General features: G+C 26.8%; 19 protein-coding genes. 9 read left to right on the top strand and 10 right to left on the bottom strand.

The features are described 5' to 3' along the window. The first annotated feature begins 24 nt into the window (after positions 1-24). On the top strand, positions 25-1,239 hold the full coding sequence (locus JM47_RS02205; RefSeq protein ID WP_208894795.1) for a lysylphosphatidylglycerol synthase transmembrane domain-containing protein: 1,215 nt from the start codon (positions 25-27) through the stop codon (positions 1,237-1,239). Between the two features lie 387 nt (positions 1,240-1,626). Here the strand turns inward: JM47_RS02205 and JM47_RS02200 are convergent, their stop codons facing one another. Further along, complete coding sequence (locus JM47_RS02200) at positions 1,627-3,045, bottom strand: IS3 family transposase (RefSeq protein ID WP_318023472.1); 1,419 nt, start codon at positions 3,043-3,045, stop codon at positions 1,627-1,629. Between the two features lie 281 nt (positions 3,046-3,326). On the opposite strand from JM47_RS02200, the gene JM47_RS02195 reads away from it, so the two are divergent. The 5 genes from JM47_RS02195 to JM47_RS02175 all read left to right on the top strand — a co-directional run bounded on the left by JM47_RS02195 (position 3,327) and on the right by JM47_RS02175 (position 8,116). Next, a complete protein-coding gene (locus tag JM47_RS02195) occupies positions 3,327-4,220 on the top strand; it encodes a restriction endonuclease subunit S (protein WP_208895283.1) in 894 nt (297 codons plus the stop codon). Between the two features lie 431 nt (positions 4,221-4,651). Further along, positions 4,652-5,857, top strand: coding sequence for an ABC transporter ATP-binding protein (locus JM47_RS02190; RefSeq protein ID WP_208894794.1), 1,206 nt, complete (start codon positions 4,652-4,654; stop codon positions 5,855-5,857). Positions 5,858-5,925: 68 nt separating this feature from the next. Beyond that, a complete protein-coding gene (locus JM47_RS02185; RefSeq protein ID WP_038102955.1) occupies positions 5,926-6,300 on the top strand; it encodes a hypothetical protein in 375 nt (124 codons plus the stop codon). 9 nt (positions 6,301-6,309) lie between these two features. Further along, positions 6,310-7,050, top strand: coding sequence for a TlyA family RNA methyltransferase (locus JM47_RS02180; protein WP_208894793.1), 741 nt, complete (start codon positions 6,310-6,312; stop codon positions 7,048-7,050). After that, on the top strand, positions 7,043-8,116 hold the full coding sequence (locus JM47_RS02175) for a Y-family DNA polymerase (protein WP_208894792.1): 1,074 nt from the start codon (positions 7,043-7,045) through the stop codon (positions 8,114-8,116). The genes JM47_RS02180 and JM47_RS02175 overlap by 8 nt, the downstream gene beginning before the upstream one ends. On the opposite strand, the gene ruvB is transcribed toward JM47_RS02175, so the two are convergent. Together ruvB and ruvA are read right to left on the bottom strand one after the other, a co-directional pair. Then, a complete protein-coding gene (gene ruvB / locus JM47_RS02170; RefSeq protein ID WP_208894791.1) occupies positions 8,113-9,045 on the bottom strand; it encodes a Holliday junction branch migration DNA helicase RuvB in 933 nt (310 codons plus the stop codon). The genes JM47_RS02175 and ruvB overlap by 4 nt on opposite strands. Before the next feature lie 2 nt (positions 9,046-9,047). Continuing rightward, complete coding sequence (gene ruvA, locus JM47_RS02165; RefSeq protein ID WP_208895282.1) at positions 9,048-9,629, bottom strand: Holliday junction branch migration protein RuvA; 582 nt, start codon at positions 9,627-9,629, stop codon at positions 9,048-9,050. 121 nt (positions 9,630-9,750) lie between these two features. Between ruvA and JM47_RS02160 the strand changes: the two genes are divergently transcribed. Next, a complete protein-coding gene (locus JM47_RS02160; RefSeq protein ID WP_208894790.1) occupies positions 9,751-11,313 on the top strand; it encodes a hypothetical protein in 1,563 nt (520 codons plus the stop codon). A 37-nt stretch (positions 11,314-11,350) separates the two neighbouring features. On the opposite strand, the gene JM47_RS02155 is transcribed toward JM47_RS02160, so the two are convergent. Continuing rightward, the gene (locus JM47_RS02155; RefSeq protein ID WP_208894789.1) at positions 11,351-12,265 is read right to left on the bottom strand and encodes an aromatic motif membrane protein; all 915 of its coding nucleotides are present in this window, start codon (positions 12,263-12,265) and stop codon (positions 11,351-11,353) included. 2 nt (positions 12,266-12,267) lie between these two features. Further along, on the bottom strand, positions 12,268-14,094 hold the full coding sequence (locus JM47_RS02150; RefSeq protein WP_208894788.1) for an aromatic motif membrane protein: 1,827 nt from the start codon (positions 14,092-14,094) through the stop codon (positions 12,268-12,270). A gap of 391 nt (positions 14,095-14,485) precedes the next feature. Here JM47_RS02150 and JM47_RS02145 point away from each other — a divergent pair, with 391 nt between their 5' ends. Further along, positions 14,486-16,231: a Vmc-like lipoprotein signal peptide domain-containing protein gene (locus JM47_RS02145; RefSeq protein WP_208894787.1), complete on the top strand. Its 1,746-nt coding sequence runs from the start codon at positions 14,486-14,488 to the stop codon at positions 16,229-16,231. 16 nt (positions 16,232-16,247) lie between these two features. Beyond that, positions 16,248-18,377 carry an MIP family Ig-specific serine endopeptidase gene (locus tag JM47_RS02140; RefSeq protein WP_208894786.1) on the top strand — a complete coding sequence of 710 codons (2,130 nt, stop codon included), beginning with the start codon at positions 16,248-16,250 and terminating at the stop codon, positions 18,375-18,377. An 85-nt stretch (positions 18,378-18,462) separates the two neighbouring features. Here JM47_RS02140 and JM47_RS02135 read toward each other — a convergent pair whose 3' ends face one another. The 5 genes from JM47_RS02135 to nadE form a co-directional block, all read right to left on the bottom strand. Continuing rightward, the gene (locus JM47_RS02135; protein ID WP_208894785.1) at positions 18,463-19,638 is read right to left on the bottom strand and encodes a restriction endonuclease subunit S; all 1,176 of its coding nucleotides are present in this window, start codon (positions 19,636-19,638) and stop codon (positions 18,463-18,465) included. 170 nt (positions 19,639-19,808) lie between these two features. Then, a complete protein-coding gene (gene pheT / locus JM47_RS02130) occupies positions 19,809-22,142 on the bottom strand; it encodes a phenylalanine--tRNA ligase subunit beta (protein ID WP_208894784.1) in 2,334 nt (777 codons plus the stop codon). A gap of 16 nt (positions 22,143-22,158) precedes the next feature. Continuing rightward, positions 22,159-23,169: a phenylalanine--tRNA ligase subunit alpha gene (locus tag JM47_RS02125; RefSeq protein ID WP_208894783.1), complete on the bottom strand. Its 1,011-nt coding sequence runs from the start codon at positions 23,167-23,169 to the stop codon at positions 22,159-22,161. Next, positions 23,159-23,680, bottom strand: coding sequence for a hypothetical protein (locus JM47_RS02120; protein WP_244870368.1), 522 nt, complete (start codon positions 23,678-23,680; stop codon positions 23,159-23,161). The genes JM47_RS02125 and JM47_RS02120 overlap by 11 nt, the downstream gene beginning before the upstream one ends. A gap of 24 nt (positions 23,681-23,704) precedes the next feature. After that, a complete protein-coding gene (gene nadE, locus JM47_RS02115) occupies positions 23,705-24,472 on the bottom strand; it encodes an NAD(+) synthase (protein ID WP_208894782.1) in 768 nt (255 codons plus the stop codon). Positions 24,473-24,474 lie beyond the last annotated feature (2 nt).

The following is a 24,474-nucleotide window of genomic DNA, read 5'->3' as shown; positions in this document are numbered from 1 at the left end:
TAATTGTGGTATTAATTAACTAATATGAACGGATCATTTTGAACAAAAAGGAATATTATCTTACTAAGTATTGGTGTTATTGTTAGTGCAATAATGGTTGGGTTTAGTATTTCATTAATTCTAGACATTGACTTTAAAAACTTATTCACTAGTTTAAAAACATCATTAAATAGTAATAATTTAGCTACTTTATGATTACTTTTATTAATTGGTTTTAGTTTATTTCGTGCTTTTATTTTTGTACTGTTACATTATGTTTATGTAAAAAGGAATAAAGTAAAAACAATTAAGTGGTATGAATGGATTTTGTATGCTTTTAGTTTATTGTTTTTAACAGCATCAACTCCCTTTTCAATTGGATCTGAACCATTTAGTGTTTATTTTCTTACAAAACATAAAGTAAACCATATTCGCCATAATTCAGCATTTCTTTTAGCTTGTTCAACTTATTATGAACTAGGACAGTTATTAATTACTTTACCTTCCTTATTTTATGTATCTTATAATATCCATATTTTCTATACAGCACTTAATCAACCAATTCCTTATTTCTTTTGATTAGCTGTAGTTGGAACACTTGTTGATATGGTAATTGCATCCTTATATTTTGTTTTAGGATATAGTTCTAAGGTACATTTGTTTATTAACCGTGTCTACAATAAAATCAAAAAAGTCTTAAAACTAAAATATGATACTTATGAACAATTATTAATTAAGCATAAAGGAGGTGAAAACTTCAAAAGAGTTTATCACTACTATATGCGTTTACCTTGATTAAACATAACAGCACTTTTGATTGGTTTAGGGTTTAATTTTTGTTTTTATAGTTTAACTTATATAAGTTATTTATTAGTTAGTAAAGATCCGGCCCTAATTTATTTTGATATGTTTAATTACACTAACATATCAATTACAGCAACTAACTTTGTCCCTATCCCAGGATCTGAAGGTAGTGTGCAATATATTCTTAAACAATTCCTTACTTTTAATAATCCTCATCAAGCTAAAATTAATGATCAACTAATTAATGAAGTTATTTTTATTTGAAGAATGTTTAGTTTATATTTATGCGCTTTTGTTGGGATCTTTGGCTTTAGTTATTTCTTAATTAAAGATTGAAGAATCTTTATTAAACAAATTAAAATCAACCATAAACAAAACAATACTTTCTTATTTAAAAACAATTATCGATTTAAATGAAATAAGAAAAAGAATGATTATTTTCAAAGAAAAGATTAATTATAATTAGTATCAAAAAACATCCTTACTAAAAAAAGAGAAGGATGTTTTTTAAGTAATCTTAATTGGAACTTTTGATTGTTAAGTTGATAATGATAGCTAATAGTAAAATTACTATGACTATAGTGTTTGGTATTGATTTAATTTAATAAAAGTTATTATTGGTTTTTTTTATTTTATCTACTCATTATTCATTTCAAGGAAAAGAATCCCATTCAATTGGTTTGTCTTTTTCTTTATCCTTAAAATCAAATTTAAGATTGTATTCACTTAAATTATCAATTTTATCTACTTCTAATAAGAATACTGGATAGTTTTCAAAAACGACAGTTGGTATAGTATTTGTAGTGAACCCGATTTTTTGGACAAATTAATTCTTGTCTATTGTTATAAGGATTGATGCCTGTATTGTACAGGAGTCAATCCTTTTAATTTTACTTGTATTCTTTCGTTATTATAGTAATGAATGTAGTTTGTTATAGCTTGGATTAATTCTTCAACCGTTTTAAATTCAGATTCATGACCATAAAACATTTCGTTTTTTAGTTTACCGAAGAAATTTTCCATAGGCGAATTATCAAGACAATTACCTTTTCGCGACATTGATTGAATAATATTTTTCTCAGCTAGCATTTGGCGGTATTGGCGCATTTGATATTGTCAGCCTTGATCTGAATGCAATATTAACCCACTTAAGTCTTCAAACTTTTGAAAAGCTTCACCAATCATCTTAACTGTCTGTTGAAAGTTAGGGCTTGTTGAAATATTAAAAGCAATAATTTCTCTATTGTGCATATCCATAATTGGTGATAAGTATACTTTGCTATTAGTGATGCGAAATTCAGTAACATCAGTTGTTCATTTTTGATTACAAGAAGTGGTTGAAAAATCTCGTTGATAATAAGTTTTATGAGCAACTTGATCTTGAATCTTGATTAATAGATGACTCTTCACTACCCCATTTAAATCGCCTTTGTATGATCGATATTTAGCTTTAGGAGTTAGAGCAAATAATCCCATTAGTTTCATTAAACGTTTCACTTTTTTATGATTAATTAAAATCCCTCTATTTGCTAATTCTAGTGTGATTCTACGGTATCCATAGCGTTTTTTGTGGTGGTAATAAATTTCAGTGATAAGGCTCATTATTTCCTTGTTTTTCAGATCCTTACTTACCTTTTTAAGGTGGTAATAATAATCACTTCTTGAAATGCCTGGACAATTTGGATTGCTATTAATTACTTCTAAAATGAATCTCAAACTACATAACAATTCTTGCCTTAGTTCTGTGATAGCTTGAGCTATTTCTTCTTTTGTTGGTTTTCTCTTTTCTGAACTAAGGCATCTAATTTTTTTAAGTATTCGTTCTCTATGGTAAGGCGTAAATTCTGCTTTCGTAAAAGTTCATTTTCTTGCTTCAATGAGATGTTCGTCTTGTTTTCTTGCTTTTTGTTCATATGGTTTACGGCCCCTCTTTTTCTCTACAACATTATACCCGTTTTCAAGAAAAGATTTAATTCATGAGTGTAATAAACCAACATTAGATAATCCTAATTCTATCGATACCCTTACATAAGTTTCACCGTTAAGCAAAACACGATCAATTGCTGCTTTTTTGAATTCTTTAGAATATTTTTTATTCCTAGAACGATAAACAATCTTAGTTCCATGCCTTTCTATTAACCGAATAATGTATCAAACAACGGTTCTGTTTAAATTGTATTTCTTTGCAATTTTATTAAATGAAAAATCTTTTTCTTTGTACAAAGAGTAGATCTCTAACTTATCTTTGTATGTTAATTTCATGAAAAATGAATCCTTTCGTTGGTTGTCCAACTTTTAGGGTTCATTTCATTTAGGTTATTGAATTGGTGTTTTTTAGTGGTTGTAGTGGTTTGAAAAAAATGGGTTTGACGGGTTGGTTTTAAGTAGGTAGTTCTATTAAATTGATATATTTAATGTTGTTTTTGGATTATTAGAATAGTTCTAAACTTATAATATTAGTTATTAGATAGATTTGTTAATTAGTTGAGTTTAAGAAAGAGTTTAGATGGGGTATTTTAAGATGGAGAATATATTAGAGTTGGTTAAGAGAGAGAGAGAGAGAGAGAGAGAGAGAGAGAGAGAGAGAGATTTTAAATAATCGCTTTTTATTTCATTTCTTGTTTAGTAATGAATCGTACCTATTCTCATTAGCCAAAGGAACAGCAGGATTACCCAACTTATATAAAAAAGATATTGATAATATTTTGATCCCAATCCCATCTTTAGAAATACAAGAAAAAGTTGCCGAAATACTTGATAAATTAACAGAATATGTTACCGAATTACAAAATGAATTACTATTAAGAAATAAACAATATAACTACTACAGAAACATTCTTCTTAGTGAAGAATACTTAACTAAGAAGACACTAGAACTTTGCGGGGAAGATGCATTAGTAGAATTTAAGCAATTAAAGGATATTTGCAAAATTGTTCGTGGAACTAGAGTTACAAAGAAGGATTTACTTAGTGATGGTTTATATCCTGTAGTTTCTGGGGGAACTGGTTATATGGGATATTTAAATAAATATAATGGAGAAGAAAATACAATTACCATCGCACAATATGGCATGGCAGGATATGTAAAATGGCAAAACGAAAAATTTTGAGCAAACGATGTTTGTTTTTGTGTAAACCCAATTGATAATGTCAATAAAAAGTATTTGTATTATTTCTTGGTAAAAAACCAAGATTATTTATATTCAATATCAAATAGAAGTGCAATCCCATATAGTATTTCAAGAGATAGAATATACGATATTCAAATCCCAATCCCGCCATTAGAAGTCCAAAACTACATCGCTTCAATCCTTGATCAATTTCATACACTAACCAATGATCTTACCCAAGGTCTACCCAAAGAAATCGAACTTCGACAAAAACAATACGAATATTACAGAGAACTTCTTTTATCATTTGATTCAAACAAAGAGTAATAAATCTAAAAAACCCAATCTATTATTAACTTCTAAACATCCTACCACTTAGGGTGTTTTTATTTTTGTATATCAATTTAAGATTTATTTTCTACATTCTTTTGAAACAAAATCAATTAAATATTAATTAAAATATTCCAACCTTTAAAAATAGTAAATAAGAACTAATTTTATACACAAATTAGGACAAAATAATATAGATCAATATTTATACAAAAAGCTTATAGATTATTAATAAATTAATATTCTAGAACATAAACTAAGTTCTATTTCTTAAATAAATACCCCAATAATGTCACTATCTTATTGATTTTAATATGTATTTAATAATAGCTTGTTATAAAGAATGTATAATAAAACAAGTTTAATAAAACTTTAAGTTTTAATATAGCTAAAAGTAATTTTTAGTCTTGATGAAAGATAAACATATTATGAGTTTTTTTAATAAAAAGAAAAATGAAGAACAAAAACACCACGAACATGTAAGTACTATTGACTTAGATGAAGTATTATCTTATCATGATGATGAATTTAGTTGTCATGAACACAACGATGATAATGATGTTGTTTTTGAATTAAACGAAGTATCATTAGGTTATGGTAAAAAAACCATTATTAGTGATTTAAGTGCAAAGATTTACCGTAATGATTTTGTTGTTGTACTAGGACCAAATGGTTCAGGTAAATCAACATTAATCAAAGGTTTATGTCGTATTAATCAACCAAGTAGTGGACACATTAAATACAAAGGTAAATTAATTTCTCGTTTACCACTATTTTTCTTATGACTAAGTAAAATTGGTCATAAAATTGCTAATGTTTTCACAAAGAACCGTGAAAAAGCAATTAAAACAATTGATTGACATATTAAAAACTACAAAAACATTCAAGCTTATAAATCAAAAGAATTAGCTCTAACGCTTGCATATGTTCCTCAGTTAGCTGCCTTCCCTGAAGCAACATCAATTTATGATTTCGTAAAAATGGGTCGTTTCCCATCATCTAACGCTCTTGGTATTAACACTAATCCAAAGCGTGAACGTCACATCATTGAAACAGCTTTAAAACAAGTTGGTATTTATGATCTAAAAGATCGTAATCTAGAAGATCTATCTGGTGGACAACGTCAAAAAGCATTAATTGCTCTTTCATTAGCTCAAGATACAGATACAATTGTTCTTGATGAACCTACTAACCACTTAGATATTAGAAGTCAATTAGAAATTATTGAACTTTTACATAAACTACACCACAAAATGAACAAAACAATTGTTTTAGTTATCCATGATATTAACAATGGTCTTAAGTATGCTCATAAAGTAATGATTATGAAAGATGGTACTTTAGTTAAGTATGGTAAACTAAAAGAAGTTATTAATGAAGATCTATTAAGAGAAGTATTTGGTGTTGATGCACTAATCATCAAAAACAAAGAAGAACAACAATACCCTCAAGTTTCAGTGACTGATTTCAAACTACCTGAAGACTACTTCATCAAACGTAAAGAAGAGATGGCTAAACTTCAAGAAGAATCTAAACAAATTGATGAAGAAGAACAAAAAGAAATTGAATCATTTAATAAATACAAAATGAAGAAAACTGATAAGAAACCACAAGATAGCGATAATACAAATTAATATTAATTAACAAAAGCAAAGCTAAAGTTCATATAATTTACATTAATAAGTAAGAGTATTAATAATTAATGGACGATAATAAAAAAACAAATAATATCAACAAAAGATTATCTAACACTACCTATGTAGCTAACTTCTTTAGTGATTCAGTTAATGAAAAATGGTTTAAAAAATTACAAAGAAAATGATTTTTTACATACCTATGACCTTTTAATAATAAATATAGAAGAGGGCTTATTATTGATGAAATCAAACGAGAGTTAATCATCTATTTATCTAGTGTTAATTCATCTGATTACTTTGATCCTTTTCATTTTGAAATCCTATTTAAAAAATACTTTAGTCATAAACCACTAAGGTGGTTTTTTGTTGTTCTTTCAGGTTTAATTGGTAGTTCTGTATCAATTGCTTTATTAATTGTTTTACTAACAAGGATTAAATAATATATAGTTATGCAAAAAAGTCGATTAGATCACTGATTAGTTAATAATTTAAATATAGCTACAAGATCAAAAGCAATTGATTTAATTAAGCGTAATTTTGTTAGTGTTAATGATCAAATTATTAATAAACCAGCTTTTTTAGTAGATCACAATGATCAAATAAAAATTAATAATCAATATAGTTTTGTATCAAAAGGAGCTTATAAGCTCCTTAAGCTTTTAAATGAAATAGATGTTGATATTAAAGATCATGTTGTTGTTGATCTTGGAGCATCAACTGGTGGGTTTTCTGATGTTTGTTTACAATTTAATGCAAGCAAAGTTTATTGTATTGATGTAGGAGTTGATTTATTAGATCCTAAAATAGCTAATAATCCTAAAGTAGTAGTTTATGATAAAACCAATGTTAAAGATTTAAGTGTTGATATGTTTGCTGAACCAATTGATTTAATTGTTGGTGATCTGTCATTTATTTCACTTAAAAGTGTATTTTATATGATTAATAATCTAGCATCTAAAAACACTAAAGTAATGCTTTTAGTTAAACCGCAATTTGAATTAGGTCAGAAAATTGCATCTAAATATAAAGGTGTTATTAAAGATAAAAATTTACAAAATGAGGCAGTTGATTTAATAGTATCAACTGCAAAAGATGCTGGTTTTGAATGTTTACATACAACCCCTGTTGATATTTTTGATCCGAAAAAACAAAACCAAGAATATATGGTTTATTTTAAACGTTATGAATAAGATCTTCTTTCATATTGATATTGATGCCTTTTTTGCATCAGTGGCTGAAATCGTTTTTCCAAAATACAAAAACCAACCACTAGCTGTTGGTTCACTAAACTCAAGAACAGGTATTATCTCATCTCCTAACTATATTGCTCGAAGTTTTGGTGTAAAAGCAGCTATGCCTAGTTTTTTAGCTATGAAACTATGTCCAAAACTAATAATTGTTGAACATACTGGTTGAGCTTATGAACGATATTCCAAACAATTTTTTAGCATCATTAAAAGCTATACTAATAATTGTGAAATCGCTTCCATTGATGAATGTTTTATTGATGTTACTGATTTATTAAAAGATCATCATAACAACCCTAAATTATTAGCTATTAAAATCCAAAAACACATCTATAACAGTTTAGATCTTAAAGTATCAATTGGAATTGCTAAATCAAAGCTATTAGCAAAAATGGCCACAGAGTTAGCAAAACTCAATGGCATTTTTATCTTAGATACAGATGATATTAAACCAATTATGTACAATAAAGAAGTAGCTACAATTCCATATATTGGACCTAAAACAGCTTCATTGTTATATAAACAAAATATCAAGACAATTAAAGATCTAGTAAATGAACAAAACCAATCTATTGTTCAAGATATATTAGGTGCTTCATACTATTCAACCATTAATCCCTTTTTAGCTCATCATGAAAATAATGACTTAACAGTAAACAGAGTAGCTAAATCAATTGGACGTTCAACAACCTTAGCTTTTGATAGTAATGATGAAGCAACGATAGTTAAAGAATTAAAAATATTAATTAAAGATACTATCAAGCGACTTAAAAAAGCTCATTTATGAACTAATAACATTAGTTTAACAATTAAATATGCTGATTTTAAAACTAAAACTAAAACACAAAATTTACGCTTTTTTAGTAATGATTATGATGTGATAGCTAATAAGATCTTAAAACTTTTTAGAAATTGGTATGATGGTGAATGAGTCCGTTTAATTGGAATTAGTTTAAATAATCTAATTGATGAATCGCTTGTTAATGAACAATTCTTATTGTTTGATTAAACAAGTGCATTGTTTTTAATAAACTCAATTCCTTTATATGTAATCCTTCTTCCTTTTAAACTTTTAGTAATATAGTTTCTTTTAATTAAAAAAGGTTCAATTTTAGTTTCAACAGTTAATGGATCAAGTTGGGTAATTTGACAAATTGATTTTAAACCAATATCTGTTTCATAATTATATAAAGCTAAAAGGTATTGTAAATCGCACTCTTCAAGTCCATCTTCATAAATCTTAATCTGTTTAAAAATTTGTTCAACATCTCAACTACTATTGGTTGTTTTAAAATCATAGATTCGTCTTAATAATCGGTTAGCAATTCGTGGTATCCCTTTTGCATTTAAAGCAATTAAACTAATTTCATCCTCACTTAGCTCTAAATCAATTTTAAGAGCATTGATTTTGATTAGTTGGATAATTTCGCCTACTTCATACTCACTCATAAAGAAGCTAAAACCAAACCGTTCTTCTAGTGGTTTTGGAATTTTACCAAGGGCTGTTGTTGCTCCAATTAAAGTAAACTTAGGAAGTTTAATTCTTGTTGCTTTAGCATTAAATTCTTTTCCAATTGCTACATCAATTGCAAAATCTTCCATGACACTGTAAAGTGTTTCAAACACCAAATTATGACAAGCATGAATCTCATCAATAAACACTACATCATTCTCTTGAACTAAAGATAATAGATTGATGATATCAATTGGTTTATTAAGTGCATTCCCTTGTACTATATGGATCTTAACATTTAATTCATTAGCAATAATAAAAGCTAATGATGTTTTACCAACCCCAGCCATTCCATAAAATAAAATATGATCTAAACAACTTGATCGTTTCTTAGCAGCATTTAAATAAATCCCTAAGTTGTTTTTCATACTACTTTTACCAATGAAATCAGCTAGTTTTTGTGGTCTTAATTCAATTGTTTTCATTATTAATTTTTAGATAAAGATATCTCTCTTATAGCAAGCGACATTAGTTCACTAATATCAATTTCATCATTAATGTTATTTAGTTTATTAATTGCTAAATCAATGTCTTTTTTATCATAACCTAGATTACTTAATCCATTAGATAATTCCTTAGTTCATTTCTTTTGCTCATTAATTTTATTAGCATATCTACTAGATAAGTATTCACAAATTAAAGTAGCATATTTTAAACTAATTCCTTTAAATTGGGTAAGTGTCTCATAATCACCAACCCCAATCGCTGTTTGAATTACTTCAATATCGTTTTTAAGTAAGTTTAGTGCTGTTTTTGTACCAATTCCATTAATGCTTAATAAATCAGCAAACAATAGTTTTTCAGCTAATGTTCTAAATCCATAAAGCTCTTTATGAATCTGGTTTTTATGTGGAATAGTATTAATATGTTCATATAAATATAATCGAGAATATTTATTGATCTCTAGTTCATAATCTTTAGGAACTTTAATTTGATAACCAATATAATTGTGTTCTCCAACTATTAAATTAGCTGAGTTATAAATAATTTTAAATATCATGTAACTTAACATGTTATCACCCCTTCATTAGCTTAATTAGTAAAGAAGGGTTGATTTTTGAATTTTTTAAATTTATATATAGCTATTAATAATCTAGTATAATTTAAAACTATATAAGATGGTGATTATTATGCGTAAGCAAAAAAGATTATTAATAGCTACATTAATTAGTAGCTTAGTTGTACTAACTCCAATTATTTTAGCTAGTTGTAATAATCAAGCTAATCGATCAAAAGATCAAGCTACTAAGCAAAAAAATACAAATAGTATTAAACGCTTAGATGATTTATTCGATCAAAGTAGTACTAATCCTAAAGCTAATAGTAATGATCAAGAAAATGAACCACTAAAGATTAACTTTGATAAGATTAAGTTCAATAAGATTGATTTAGATCAAAACCAACCAACTCCTAAACTAGAATCAACTAAACCAAATCCACCTAAAAACCAACTAGAACTTGATCCTAACAAAACTGTAGAAGTAATTCAAAACCAAGATAATGATCCTAATTTTGGTAAATTACGATTTAGTATTAAAACTAAAGCAACTAATCAAGAAGAACTTAAAAAAGAAGCAGCTAAATTATTTAGTACTACACTTAAAAACCATTTAGATGGTCTTTATTATCAATTAGATGAAGATAATCAAGAAATTGTACTTTATGTTAAAGATCTGTTAACTGTTAATAATTACAAACAACTATTAACACTTTATTTTAATAAGAGTCAATTAGTCGAAAAGATTACTTTATTTTTAACTGATCAAGTAGTTAAACCAAATAATAACCAAAACAAGCTTATTAATCAATCAGACCAACTATATCCTAATAAAACTATTAACATCATTGAAAACAAAAATAATGATGAATCACTTGGAGTGCTTCGGTTTGTAATTAGGTTTGATTTAGATGATAATGAATCATTACAAAAACAAGCTCTTGCTATGTTTAAAGTTGGTTTTAAGGACCATGTTAATGATATTGCTTATGCTCTTAATCCAACTTTAAACGAAGTTATTATTTATCCAAAAGATCATTCAAAACTAGAAACTTACAAAAAGATATTAACTCAAAACTTTAACTATGAACCTAAAGTTAAAGCAATTACACTTTATTTATCAGAACAAGTAGTTGATTATAAAAAATACCAAAAGAACCAAAAAGACGAAAACAAGGTTAAATACAAATACCAAGCATACACATATACTAATCAAATCAACCAACCAGTTTATGTATTACAAAAAATCTCTAACCAATTAACTAAGTCACAAACTAAACAAAATCTAACTAGTGATCATTTTATTTTAATTAATGATTGAAACACTTTTGAACAACAAGAGTTTGCTATTAATAATAGTAAATACATTGATTTAGTTAAAACTAATTTAATGCAAACAGTTGATTTTAGTAAACAATCAATTTTAGTAATAAATGGCATTAATGATAAATTACCTGAAAATGATAATAATAGTAATCATTTATCAGGATGAAACTTAGAAGCAGCTAAAATCAATTTAGCTAAAAAACAAATTGATTTATATTTAAACAATAATGAATCATATAGTTTATTTGAATCAATCTTTAATAAACGATCAAAGAAATATAAAGCTACTAAAGTCTTCTTTGTAGTAGTTAATAAAATAGATAATCCAAAAGACTTTAGTATTGTAATTAACCATAACCAATCATTTTAAAAATAAAAGTTAGCAGATATTTTTCTGCTAACTCTTTTTATTTATTAAGATCTGCAAACTTATAAGTAATAAAGTTTCCCCCATACTCATCATTAAAGATTAGTTGAGCAGTTGATGAAACTGCTGGGTTATCACTTCTTATAAATTGAGAAACTTCTGTGTATTTACGAATATTAAAGTTATTTAATAGTTGTTCAGGATGTTGTTGTAATAATGGATAGGTATGAACAAAAGAAAATAATCTTGTTCTTTTTTTAGTTAATGTTTTTTTAGTATTATCTGTATAAAATTTTTCAACTTCAAATTGGAAAATAAAACCATCTTTATGTAAAAGAAAAATGTTAAATAAATCATTTTTCTCATCAACTATTCCATTATCTCCATAAGTTATTGAAGCATCTAAGAAGATGTTTGATTTAGGTTTGAAGAAAATCCCATTATCTATTGATTCACTTCTTATTCGCTCTAGTGATTCTTCTGATGTTTCTTGGAATAATTCATGTTTAGGTTGAATCATAAATACCATTTGATCAAGATTAAATAAAAACCATAACCAGTTTTTTTCAAAGATTTCAGTATAAAGTTGATCTGCAGTACTGTAAGCAAGTGGTATCGAATCACGAAATAGTCCATCCCAAGTTGGTAATAGCACACTAAAATAGTTTAATCAAAAAGCAATCTTTTCTTGATATGCTTTTGAATCAATATTTTGTTGTTGTTTAATATAAGCTAATTTATCAGCTTCGTTTTCAAATACTAAATTCAATAAACTTTTAATGTGTTGATTAGCTAAGAATAGATCTCATTGATTCTGTTTAATTTGTTGGTTGTCAACAACTATTTTTGATTGTGTTTCTGATTTAGTTTGTGTACATGAAATAGCTAAACTAATTGGAGCAATTGATAATAAGGGTAATAGCATTAAACTAGTTTTAAGAAATTTAGATTTCATTATTATCCATTCTCCTTTTTAATTAATAACAACATCATTTGTGGAATCCCATAACCAAATTTAAACACTAGATCTTCAAATCCATCATAAGCTGCTTTTGAATGGTGATAAATAGCATGGTGGAAGATTGTTGTAATGGTATTAATTGATAATTGAACCTTAGCTTGTGGAAAATAATAAACTAATGGATTAAAAATTGTTTTAATCTTATTATCTTCTTTACTAAAACGAATATTAAAGATTTCTTTCTGTTTTTTAATATAGTAATCACTATGTCCTAAAAAACCTCTTGAACTATCTCCTTCTTGAACTTGTTCAAGATAGTTATTAATATTAACTACTCTTTGTTCATATCCCCTACTAATTCTTTTTTCAATAGCTTCTTTATATTGCTGTGAAGGAGATAGTAAAACTTCTTGTTGGTTTTCGATTGTTGTTTTAGTGGGTAGTTGGTAAAGTTCATAAAATAAACCTTCAAATAGGTTTAAATTAGTTAGTACAAAATACCAATTAGCTGATAGAAAATTAGCATACTGTGCTAATAAATTAGGATCAACTTTTACTTTGTTGTTTTGTGGATTAATAAATTTAGTTCGATAATCTAATAATTGGGCTTTAATTAAAGCAATATGATTAGGATCTTTTTGTTGGTTAATAAAATGTAAAGCATCTACTGGGTTTTCATATGCTATTTTTAATAAGCGTTGAATGATTTTATCAGTTACAAATGCTTTTGTATCAAAGTCTTTAATATTTATTAATTCATCTTTATTAATGAATTTTAAATATTGTTGATGTGGCTTAGTAAATTGTTGATTAATTTCATTAAACTTAATTAAATCAGCTGGTTTTAAAACTTTATTATCAACATTTCTTAAAGTAAATCTTCTTAATTTAAGATCAGCTTTAAGTTGATTATAAACTTTATCTTCTAAAAATAAATAGACATCATTTGAATAAATATTATATTTACTATAGTCATTATATTGTTCTGTATAAAACTTCTTTTCTCTTTCATATTCTTGCATAGAAGTTTCTGATGGGTCTTCAATATTTTTTAGTTGATTAGCTAATTGTTCATTTTGGATTTTATCTAGAGTTGATTCAAACTGATTTGCAAATGTAATTAAATCAGTTTGCTTATTCATAAGTTCATAGATATGAAAATCAACTCTAGCTTTAAAGGCTTGATCTTCTTTAAAGCGGTGAATTCTAAGTACATATTTATCATTAAACAATAAGTAATAAACTGTTGTGTTTTCAAAATGATCATAAGGATTAGCTTTTTTGCTAATCTTATAAAACTGATTAATTTCTTTTTTAAGTCTAATGCTTAACTCATTGATTGGAGCATTAAAATCAGCTTTTTCATTATCATACTTCTTATAATTATTAGTGTTATAAGGATTAAATAAATAATCAAATAGATCAATGTTATTAAGCATTCAATACCAATTAGTAGTAACATCATCTAATAAGACTTGTTTACTAACTCCAGCAACTAAAGCCATAGCACTTCCATCTTCAATAATTGTTCTTGTTGGATGGAATGATTTTAGAGTATATTTAAGTTCAACTAGTTTTTGATCACTAATACTTTGTTGAATAAATAATTCATTGTTTAATAGTTCATTGTTCTTATTAAAGAAATCTTCTAAAAAAGCTTTTGTAGTTGGTTGAGTTGCAAAACTTAATCGATCATTGTTAACTGATGTAGTATTATTGTTTTGAACTGATTTAGTACTATAACAAGCTGTTAATAAAAAAGGAGTTAATAGAACACTAACTAATGAAATAGGAATTAATTTCTTTTTAGCTTTATTTTTCATTTTAAAAGTCCTTTTTTAATTATTTTAATAAGCAACAAATAAGTTTACTAATACTAACTGTTTAGTTGTATTTTAGTATGTATTATATTGATTTTAAACAATGGATTTTCATTTATAAATATTAATTTTTATTATTTTTAAACTTATAAATAATATAAGGAACAAGAAATAAAAAGAATCAATTATTTGTTGCTTATTTAGAACTATTAATGGGACATTATTAATTAATCAATAATAATTAAAAATAAAGATAATGATTAAAGTTTATTATTGAATGTGTTTATTATTTCAACATTAATTTATTATCTTGTATTTGAATTTAATTAGTTAGAAAAAAATATTATAGAATTTATACGCCTTAAACAGTCAAAAAGAAATGTAGGGATATTTTATGAAACATAAATATAAACATAAATGACTAATTAGTAGTTTAGTAGTATTATCAGCAACTAGTATAGTAGCAGTTGCTGCTTCTTGTACTCCTAAAAGTGGTGATTCAACTAAACAAACAACACCAACTAAACCAAAGAGTAATAATCCAGTTAATAAATCAACTGATCAATTAAAGAATAACCCTACTAATCCAAATAAGAACACAAATAATAAAGATAAAAGTCCACTAAATCAAACTAATCCATCTAACTCTAAAAAAGAGCAAGATAAAAAGGATAATGACTTAAAGAATAAGGATCAAAAAGAACCATTAAAACAACAAAATCCTAACAATGAAATGAATCAAAAAGATCAAGCTGATTCAAAAGATTCAAAGAAAGATGGGATGGCTGATGGTTCTAAACAAGATAAAGATTCTAAGGAACAAAAACAAGATGTAAATCCACAAGCTAAGATGGATAATGATAAGGATAAAGAGAAAGTAAAAGATCAACAAAAAGATGAAATGGCAAAACCTGATAATGGTGGCGGATCATCATCTGGTTCTGGAACGAAACCAGGTTCTAGTTCTTCTCCTAAAGTTAACCAACCTGAAAAACAAAATATGGATTCACAACCAAGTCCACAACAACCACCAGCAGCATCTCCGAAACCAGATCAAATGTTAGGTGATGAGCCAAGGGATGATGATCAGTCTGGTTCTATGACTGGAAAAGATAAAGAAAAAGAAGCAAAACCTGATCAAGGTAGCGGTAGTCAAAAGGGTGAAGTAGAAAAACAAATGGATGAGGGCAAGATGCAACCGCAAAATACTCCGCCAACTAATTCACAAACCCGACCACAACCACAAGGTCAAGGTCAAGGCGAAACTCAATCACAACCTGGGACTAAACCCCAAACTCAATCACCTTCTCAACCACAAGTTATGCCTAAGGAAGAAGAAATTGATAAATCTAAACCATTATTAGAATTAAATGGTGATAACCCTTTTATTTCGCTCAATCCAGGTTCTAATGAAGGTAAATTGTCAATCAAATTAAGTAAACAAGATTATAACGGTTCTTTAGAAAATAAAAGTATTTTTGTAAAATTAAAAAGAATTGATGGAGAAGGTGAAGCTTTATCAATTCCTAAAAAGATTTCAGAAAATTCAAATACAATCAATATTGAACTAGATTTTCGCCCTATTATAGATTCTGGTAAATATAAATTAGATTTTGCTAGTATCTATGATCAACAAATGAATAATCGACCACAACCTGAAAATATTGTTAATGTTGTATTTAAACAAAATGATAAAAATAAAACAATATCTGTTAGCAAAGCAATGTCAAATAGAACTGTTCCTGACACAGAAATGAACAAAATGCCTGTTGATATCAAATTAGAAAATACAGGAGATAAATTAACCTTGAGTGTTAAAACAAAAGATGGAATGCCTTTAAAAGATAAGTATCTAAGGTATGGTATATTTGGACTTCAAAAATCATCTAAAGTTTATACAACTGCAAGTGAAACTTCTAATGAATTATCAATGGTTAAAGATGGGCAATTGGTAATAAGTGATCTAGAAAATGTGAAATCTTATAGAAACATATATGATCAAATTGTTATAAAAGTCTATGGTATTTACGATGATGAACAAGGTGTTAAAAAATCAATGGATTATAGATTTAATTATGAAGATAATACTTCTACAATTGATCTAAACAATAACTTAATTTTATTTAAAGAAATCCAATAGAAATTAGTGAGTCGATATGAACAACAAGAAAAAAATATTTTTAATGAGCAGTGTCTCTTTTGTAGCTGCAACTAGTATTATTGCAGTTGCTGCGGCTTGTACAGAAGAACAAAAACCTGAACAAAAACCAAACCAACCAAGCCAAAAACAATTTGATACTAAAAGTGGTTCTGGAAGTACTGTAATAAGAAACGATAGTTCTAAAAATAGTATTAAGTTTACTGTTACTTTACAATCCGATACTTTAGGCTATAATAATCAAAAACACAACTTAAGATTAAATGTTGGTTCTCAATATGCACGAAAAGTTGTTGAAGTTGAACTAAAACCAAATAGTTCTAGCTCAATTAGATCATCTATTAAATCGACTAAAGTAGCGAGTGATACTAAAGGTGATACAAAAGTTGAATTTAGTGGTTTAGAACACAATAAAAGCTATTATGTTTCTGCAGTTAATATTTATGAAGATCTAAGAAAAACTACTCCTATTGTATCTAACTCATATTTTGCTAATACAACTGAAACTTTAGTTGTTAAAACTCCAGCTAATAGCGATGGATCAAACAGTGTTGGATCATCAAATGGTTCTTCTAACCCTAATAATGGTTTTGATCCTGGTCAAGGACAAAATCAACCATTTGATCCAAACGCTAATCTTGGTGCATTGCTTGAACATATTAAAAAACAAAATGAACTTAGACAGAAATTAGCAAATAGAAGACCAGCCTCAAAAGAAGTTAAAGAATTAAAAATAGATGAAAAAGATGCATATCAAAAGATAAAAAATAGATCTTTTGCTATTGGTTTTAACAGCATTGATTATGCTCCTGAAGAAGCAAATGGTAATAAGATTAATGAATCAATAGTTCCATTTAACCCAACAGGAACAGGTTGATTATTAGACTATGCTTGAAAGAATGGAAATAGCGAGTCAGATGAACTAATGCTTTATATGGCAACTAATGCCCATGTTTATAGTCGTGCATTCAACGCTATGAAAGATAGTGAACCATATAAGAAACAATTCCCTGAGTACTTTACACAAGAAGCTCAAAAACAAGCAAAAATTGATAGTTTTATTTTGGCTGTTCCTAAAAAAGAAGCTAGTCTTGAAGCTATTCTTTCTGGACAAAGTTATGATAGTAAAAATGATCTTGAATATTTTGTTAATAGAAAAAATGATAGTGCTTTATTTGGTTCTGATAATCAAGGTAAACAAATTACATATGATGAAGATAAAGTATTTGAAAACCCAAAAACAGTTTTTGTGGCTTTAAATATTTTTGACAAAGAAAACAATGAAAAGCTAATTGATAAAGCTAATAATAATGCTCAAAGAAAATATAGTGGTAAGGACTTTGCTGTTTTTGGCTTAAAAGTTAATTATAAGAAATTAAAAGACAAAGCTAATAGTAACGATAAATACAAATTGTTATTAGAACATATTCAAGCTGCAATGAAATCAATTGATGCTGATATCACTAAATTCTCTTCAAAGAAGTATCCTAACCATGATAAAGGTTCACTTCCTTATTTAAGTATTGATCATCCATCTGTATGAATTGATGAACAAAAATCTGAAGAACAAAAACTAGATAAAAATACCTATAATCTTGATGAAAATACAACATCTCTAAATGTTGAAAGTGCATATATTGCTGGTTTCCCTACAATTGGTAGAAAACAAATGTTATGGAGAAATTACCCTAAAAATTCTGATATTCCACAAGATGCATTCACAGGAACTAGTTTTTCAATAGGACAACCATTAAAAACTGTTTTAGATGCTAACTCTGAGGCTAGTGGTTTTGGTTTTAATGCCTTTGTTGATTATAGTAGTATTTACTTTGGAGCTTCTGGTTCATTAGTTGTTGATGAATACGGTTTACCAATTGGTATTTATTCAAGTATTAGCTCAGTAAATAGTGAAACTGATGTAAGTAAAAAAGGTGGATTCACATACTTAGTTCAAGTTCATAATGATAATGAAAAAGGTCCTGCACACAATTTAATTGATGGAACTGATAGAAAGAAATTCCCAAATCAACAAAAATCATACCGTCAAAACTTAAAATGATTAAGTGAACAAAGTGATTCTGAATTTAAAGAATTTAATAAAACAGCTATCTTTAAAGATGGTGCTTAATAAATAATCAATAATATAAAAACTCCCTAAGCAGTATAACTTAAGGAGTTTTTTTGATTCTAAATATTTAGTTTAAAAATCGTCATTAATGATGATTAAATGATAATAGTTGTTCTCGATAGTATTCGTATTGTTTTTGACGAAGTTCGATTTCTTTAGGAAGACCTTGGGTAAGATCGTTGGTTAGTGTATTGAATTGATCTAGGATTGAAACAATGTGGTTTTGGACTTCTAATGGTGGGATTGGAATTTGAATATCGTATATTCTATCTCGTGAAATACTATATGGGATTGCACTTCTATTTGAAATTGAATATAAATAATCTTGGTTATTCACTAAGAAATAATATAAATATCTTTTATTAATATTAGGATTAGGGTTTATGCAAAAACAAACATCATTTGCTCAAAATTTTTCATTTTGCCAATTTACATATCCTGCCATACCATATTGTGCGATGGTAATTGTATTTTCTTCTCGATTATATTTATTTAAATATCCCATATAACCAGTTCCTCCAGAAACTACAGGATATAAGCCATCAATAAGTAAATCCTTCTTTGTAATTCGAGTTCCACGAACAATTTTGCAAATATCCCTTAGTTGCTTAAATTCTACTTCCGCATCTTCCCCACAAAGTTCTAGCGTCTTCTTAGTTAAGTATTCATCGTTAAGAAGAAGGTTTCTGTAGTAATTATATTGTTTATTTCTTAGTAGTAATTCGGCCCGTAATTCGGTAGCATATTCTGTCAATTTGTCAAGTATTTTTACAACTTTTTCTTGTGTTTCCAAAGACGGAATTGGGATCATTAAATTTTTTATAGTTGATAGGTTTATGCTAGTTAAAACGCCTTGTCCCATATTTTTTATGTTTTTATAATTTGCAGATACAAAATAATATAGGAATTTATGGTTTAATACTTTTTCATCATTTTCCACTGCTGCCACAGATTGATTACAAGCAGTTTCAAATTCAACAATACCACTTCTACCAACAGTTGCACCAGTAATAGCAATGACAACACTATTTGCTCTAATAATTTTAGCTGATGAATTTTTTAAACCTTCTTCAGAAATGTTTCTTTCTGATGATTTTATTGAATTAAAGTTTATTTCTCCAGATCTTATTCAAGGAATATTTCCATCGTAATATGATGCTACTGATGTTTTAGGTGTCCCGCCTGCAAAGCACTTTGCTACTTCCCCTAATCTCTTCCACTTTACTTTCTCATTATTAATCAACTTCAGTATATTCTCCATCTAAAACCCCTATCCTTTAAACCTATTAATAACTATAATACAATAATTATAAATATTATAAGTTTAGATTTATCTTATTACATCAATAAATGCAAACCCATCTTTTTTATTTAATATTTTATTTACTTATTATCAAACAAAAAACTAGCTAAATCTAGCTAGTTCTATATTTAAGCTACTAATTCATTAACAAGTTGATTTGAACTATCTTCTATAGTTTTGATCTCTTCACTACTTAGGGTATGATCATACCCATTTAAGATAATTGTAAATGTATATGATGTTATATTATCTTTTCTAAAGACTGTTTTAATATAAACATCACTTACATATTTAATTGTTTTGATTTTATTTAAAACAACTTCTAAATCAAAATCATCACTTAAACTAATTGTTAAATCTCTAAAGATATCTTGATAAACACTAGGTTTGTTAATTTTAATATCTTGATGATTTTGATTTAAATAATTAGTTAAGTTTAAATTAATAACATAACAATCAAAACCTATATCATAAGCTTTTTTAGCTTTTTTGTTTAGTTCACCAACAAACCCAACAAATTGATTAGAGCCATTTAAAATAGCATTAGCATTGTTACTATAAACTAATGGATCATTAAAATCATAACTAAACTGATAATCTAATAAGAAATGATCCATTAGTTTAGATAATAGTGCTTTAGCACTTACTAGATCAAGACTAACTATATTCTTAGATAGTAAAGATTCAAAAATAGGTTTAGCTAAAACAATTGTTAGTATTGTTTGTTGATTTAAACCAATTGCATTAATATGACTAATTTCAAACCAGTTAACTAATTCATTTTTTTGATATTGATTATATTTAATTACTTCTAATAAACTACTAATGTTATTTAGTTTAAAGTGGGTTCTTATATTTGAGATTGGGTTTTTAATTTCATAAGCTTTATTGAAATTAAAAACATCAAAAGATAGTGCTTGTTCATAATCTTTAAGATTATAAGTCTTAGCTTCATAAATTCCTAAGCTAACTAATAGTTGTTTTAGTTTATAAACAAAATCATAGTTTTGATTTTGTTTAAAGTTTAAGATATCAATACTAATCGGTACTGGATCGATTTTATTGATGCTGTTGATTTTCATAACATCTTCATAGATATCATAATCATTAACTATATCATACCGATGCATTGGTGTTTTAATTGTTTTAGAATTGATTTCATATCCTAAACGTTCTAAAAAAGAAGACGCTTGTTTAATGTTAACAGATGCTCCAATGATCTCACTTACATTATTTAAGTTGTTTTTAAGAGTAGTTGGATGGTAGTTATTTTGATGATATAAAATATTAACATCATCAGAGAAATAATTAACTAAGTTCTTAAAAGCAATATAAGTTAAATAATTAGTTAATGGTTTAGAGAAACGAGATGCTGCAGTTGTATTTATTTTTAGTCTTCTAGCTGTATTAGCTACAGTTAAATCATTAAAGTTAGCACATTCAACTAATACTTGCTTTGTGTTTTTATCAACACAAGAATCAAGCGAACCAATGATACCTGCTAAAGCAATTGTTTTTTGTTCATCAACAATGATTAAATCATTCTTTTTGATTTTATATACTAAATTATCTAAACCAACCATTTCATGATCTTTATCAGCATTTTTAAGTGTGATCTTACCATTTACTTTGCTTTGATCAAAAGCATGTAAAGGGTTAGTTATTAATAAACTTAATAAGTTCATTTGATCAGCAAAATGATTATGAACTTTAATGTTGTGATACATTAAAATGATTTTAGTAGCTCAGCTTGTTTGATAGTTAGCTAAATTATTAACTTCTAATAAGTGATAAGCATTAACATCATTTGATAAAATCTTAGCTTTAGATGTTAAATGGTTGATTTCACATTTTAAATCAATACTTTCAAACCCAATAGGACTAAAATTAAAATAAGCATTTAGTTCTTTAATTAATCAATAATAACCATTTAGATCGTTTCGGTTTGATGGTAAACTGATTTCAATTAATTGATCATCTAATCAAAGTAATTGATTCGGATCACTTAATAATAATCTAGGTTGAGCTTCTAATACTATAATCCCTTCTTGATCTTCTTTAGCTAACAAATTTTTAAACTCTGGAACAAGTTCAGAGTAAGCACATAACATTCCATTTGATACTTGATCACGAATTACTCTTTTAGTAACAACTAATCCATTTCCAAGTGTCGCGTTTACTTTTGCTAATACTACATAATCATTAACATTAAAGTTATCTGCTCCACAAACAACATTATAAATCCCATCTTCAGTTTTAACTTCAACTAAATTAAGTTTATCAGCATTTGGATGTTTTTGTTTTTTAAGAACTCGTGCAATAGCTAAATTAGTATTTTTAGCTAATGTTTTAGTATATTCAACCTCACACCCTAAATCCATTAATGCATCATAGAGTTGATCTAAACTAACTTTTTTAAATCGTGGTTGAAGTTGTTGTAAATATTTTCAACTAATAATCATATTCTACAACCTCCTTTTAGCGATTCTTAATTTGTTTATTAAATTTAATGTTGTTTGAATATAGATATCTAATATCATCTATTCCATACTTAAGCATAGCTACTCGATCAATTCCAATCCCAAAAGCTAATCCTTTAAGATTAGAATCTAAATTAGCTGCTTTTAGTACATTTTGATGTAACATCCCAGTTCCCATAATCTCAATTCAGGTTGAATACTTACAAACAGCACACCCTTTAAGATCACACTTAAAACATTGCACATCGACTTCAAAACTAGGTTCAGTAAAAGGGAAGAAACTTAAACGGTATCTAGTTTTAAGTTGTTCACCAAATAAATATTTGATTAGTGCATCAATTAATCATTTTAAATTAGCAATTGTTAAGTTTTCTTTAATTCAAACAAAATCAACTTGCATAAACTGGTGTGAGTGTGTTGCATCATCATCGTCTTTTCGATAAACATTACCAAACGACATAATTCGAATATCTCTGTTTGATGCATTATAAATTAGTTCTGCAGTTGTTGTTGTACAATGGGTTCTTAACATTTTAATGTGATTAATAAAGAAAGAATCTGCATTTGCACGAGCAGGATGGTTCTCATCAATATTAAGTTGATCAAAGTTCATTTTAATATCAACAACTTCATTACCACTAACAATTTCAAAATTAAGTTGTTTAAAGAAATTAGCAATATCATTAATAATGATTGTTAAGAGATGAAAAGTAGCTGAGTTATAATAATTTTCTTTTAGTGATAAATTAATTAATTCATCTGCACTTTTTTGATCAGATTCATTTTCAATAACATTTAAGCATTCATTACAAACTTCTTCAATTTGTTGTTTAAATTGATTAATAACTAATCCTAAGCTTTTTTTATCATCACTACTTTTTAGTTGATCATACATTGGTAATAAATGTTGTTTAATAAAGATGTTTTTAAACTCAATTAGTTGACGTTCATTTTTAGCACTTAATAAACTAGTTTTAAGTTCTTTAAGTAATTGATCATTATGATTCATACTTACTATCCTCTTTTTGATCTAATTCTTGATGATCAATGGAAATAATATCAGTTGGTAAACTTTTTGTTTTTCTTTTTAGTTTTTTATCTTGATTAGTTGATTCACTACTATTAGATTGATCATTCGGTTCTTTTTCTTGTTCACTACTTTTATTATTTTGATCAGTTTTCTTATTTTTGTTTCTAAAATAATTTCTTAATAAAACCTTCTCTTTAAGTTCAGGGATATAGGTGTTTGAATATGATCAATAAGCTCATATATTAATATTGATCATAATAATTAAAAAAGCACTTACTCCAACAATTGAACCCCATTGAAACATTACTAATTGATTATATTTATACTCATAAACAGTTTTAACTAAAGTTAGTTCATTAGTTAGTTCAATACTTGATCATATTAATAAACCAATTAAGATTGCTACAAAACAATATGCAATAATAGTGATGACCTGAAAACCTTTTAAACTTTTCAGAAAGGTGGTTGTTTTATTGGTTTTGTTTTTCATAAAAAGTTCCTTGTTCTAAGATCGTTATTTAATTTTTAAATAATTAGTAAATAAATGATATTGAGAAATGTCAAAGTGTTTATGTTCATTAACTAAAACTTTATTTTTAATTTTAGTTAATAGTTGTTGATCATGATTAATCTTAAGTAATAGTTGATCAAGTTGATCATAGCTAAAACCAAGTTGGTTTTCATCAAATTCTTTTTCATCTTTTGTGTTTGATGGACTTGGTGCTCTTTTAATAATTAACTCTGGTACTTTATAATATTTAGCTAGATCATAAATATGAGTTTTAAGCAGGCCAATTAAAAAATAAAAGTCTGCTGCACTATCACCAAATTTAGTAAAGAATCCTAAAATGTATTCATCATAGTTTAAATTAGAAATAACTAACCCATTAATTTGATTAGCAATAATATATAAATAACTACTTCTTATTCTACTCTTTAAATTAGCTAAAGCTAAAGTATTATTATCTTTAATATCTAAAGCTAATAAATATTGATCATAAACATTTTTAAGATCAATCGTTTTAATATCTTGATCAACATTAAGTAAACTAACACATTCATAATCAAGTTCTATATTATCAATTGGTAAGAAATATGGATATATTTCTAAGTTGTACTTTTGTTTAATACTTTTTAAATAAGTATAAACAAGAGCACTGTCAACTCCCCCTGAAATTCCAATAACTACTTTATTAGATTTCATAGTAGCTAATTTAGTTAGCATTTGTTCAGTTACTTGATTAAAATAAGTTATTAACTCAAACATTTTATTATTAATCATTA

Origin of the sequence: Ureaplasma diversum, from assembly GCF_000941095.1 — a bacterium.
GTDB classification, from domain to species: Bacteria; Bacillota_I; Bacilli_A; order Mycoplasmatales; family Mycoplasmoidaceae; genus Ureaplasma; species Ureaplasma diversum.
This window is presented reverse-complemented; position numbering and strand designations above follow the sequence as displayed.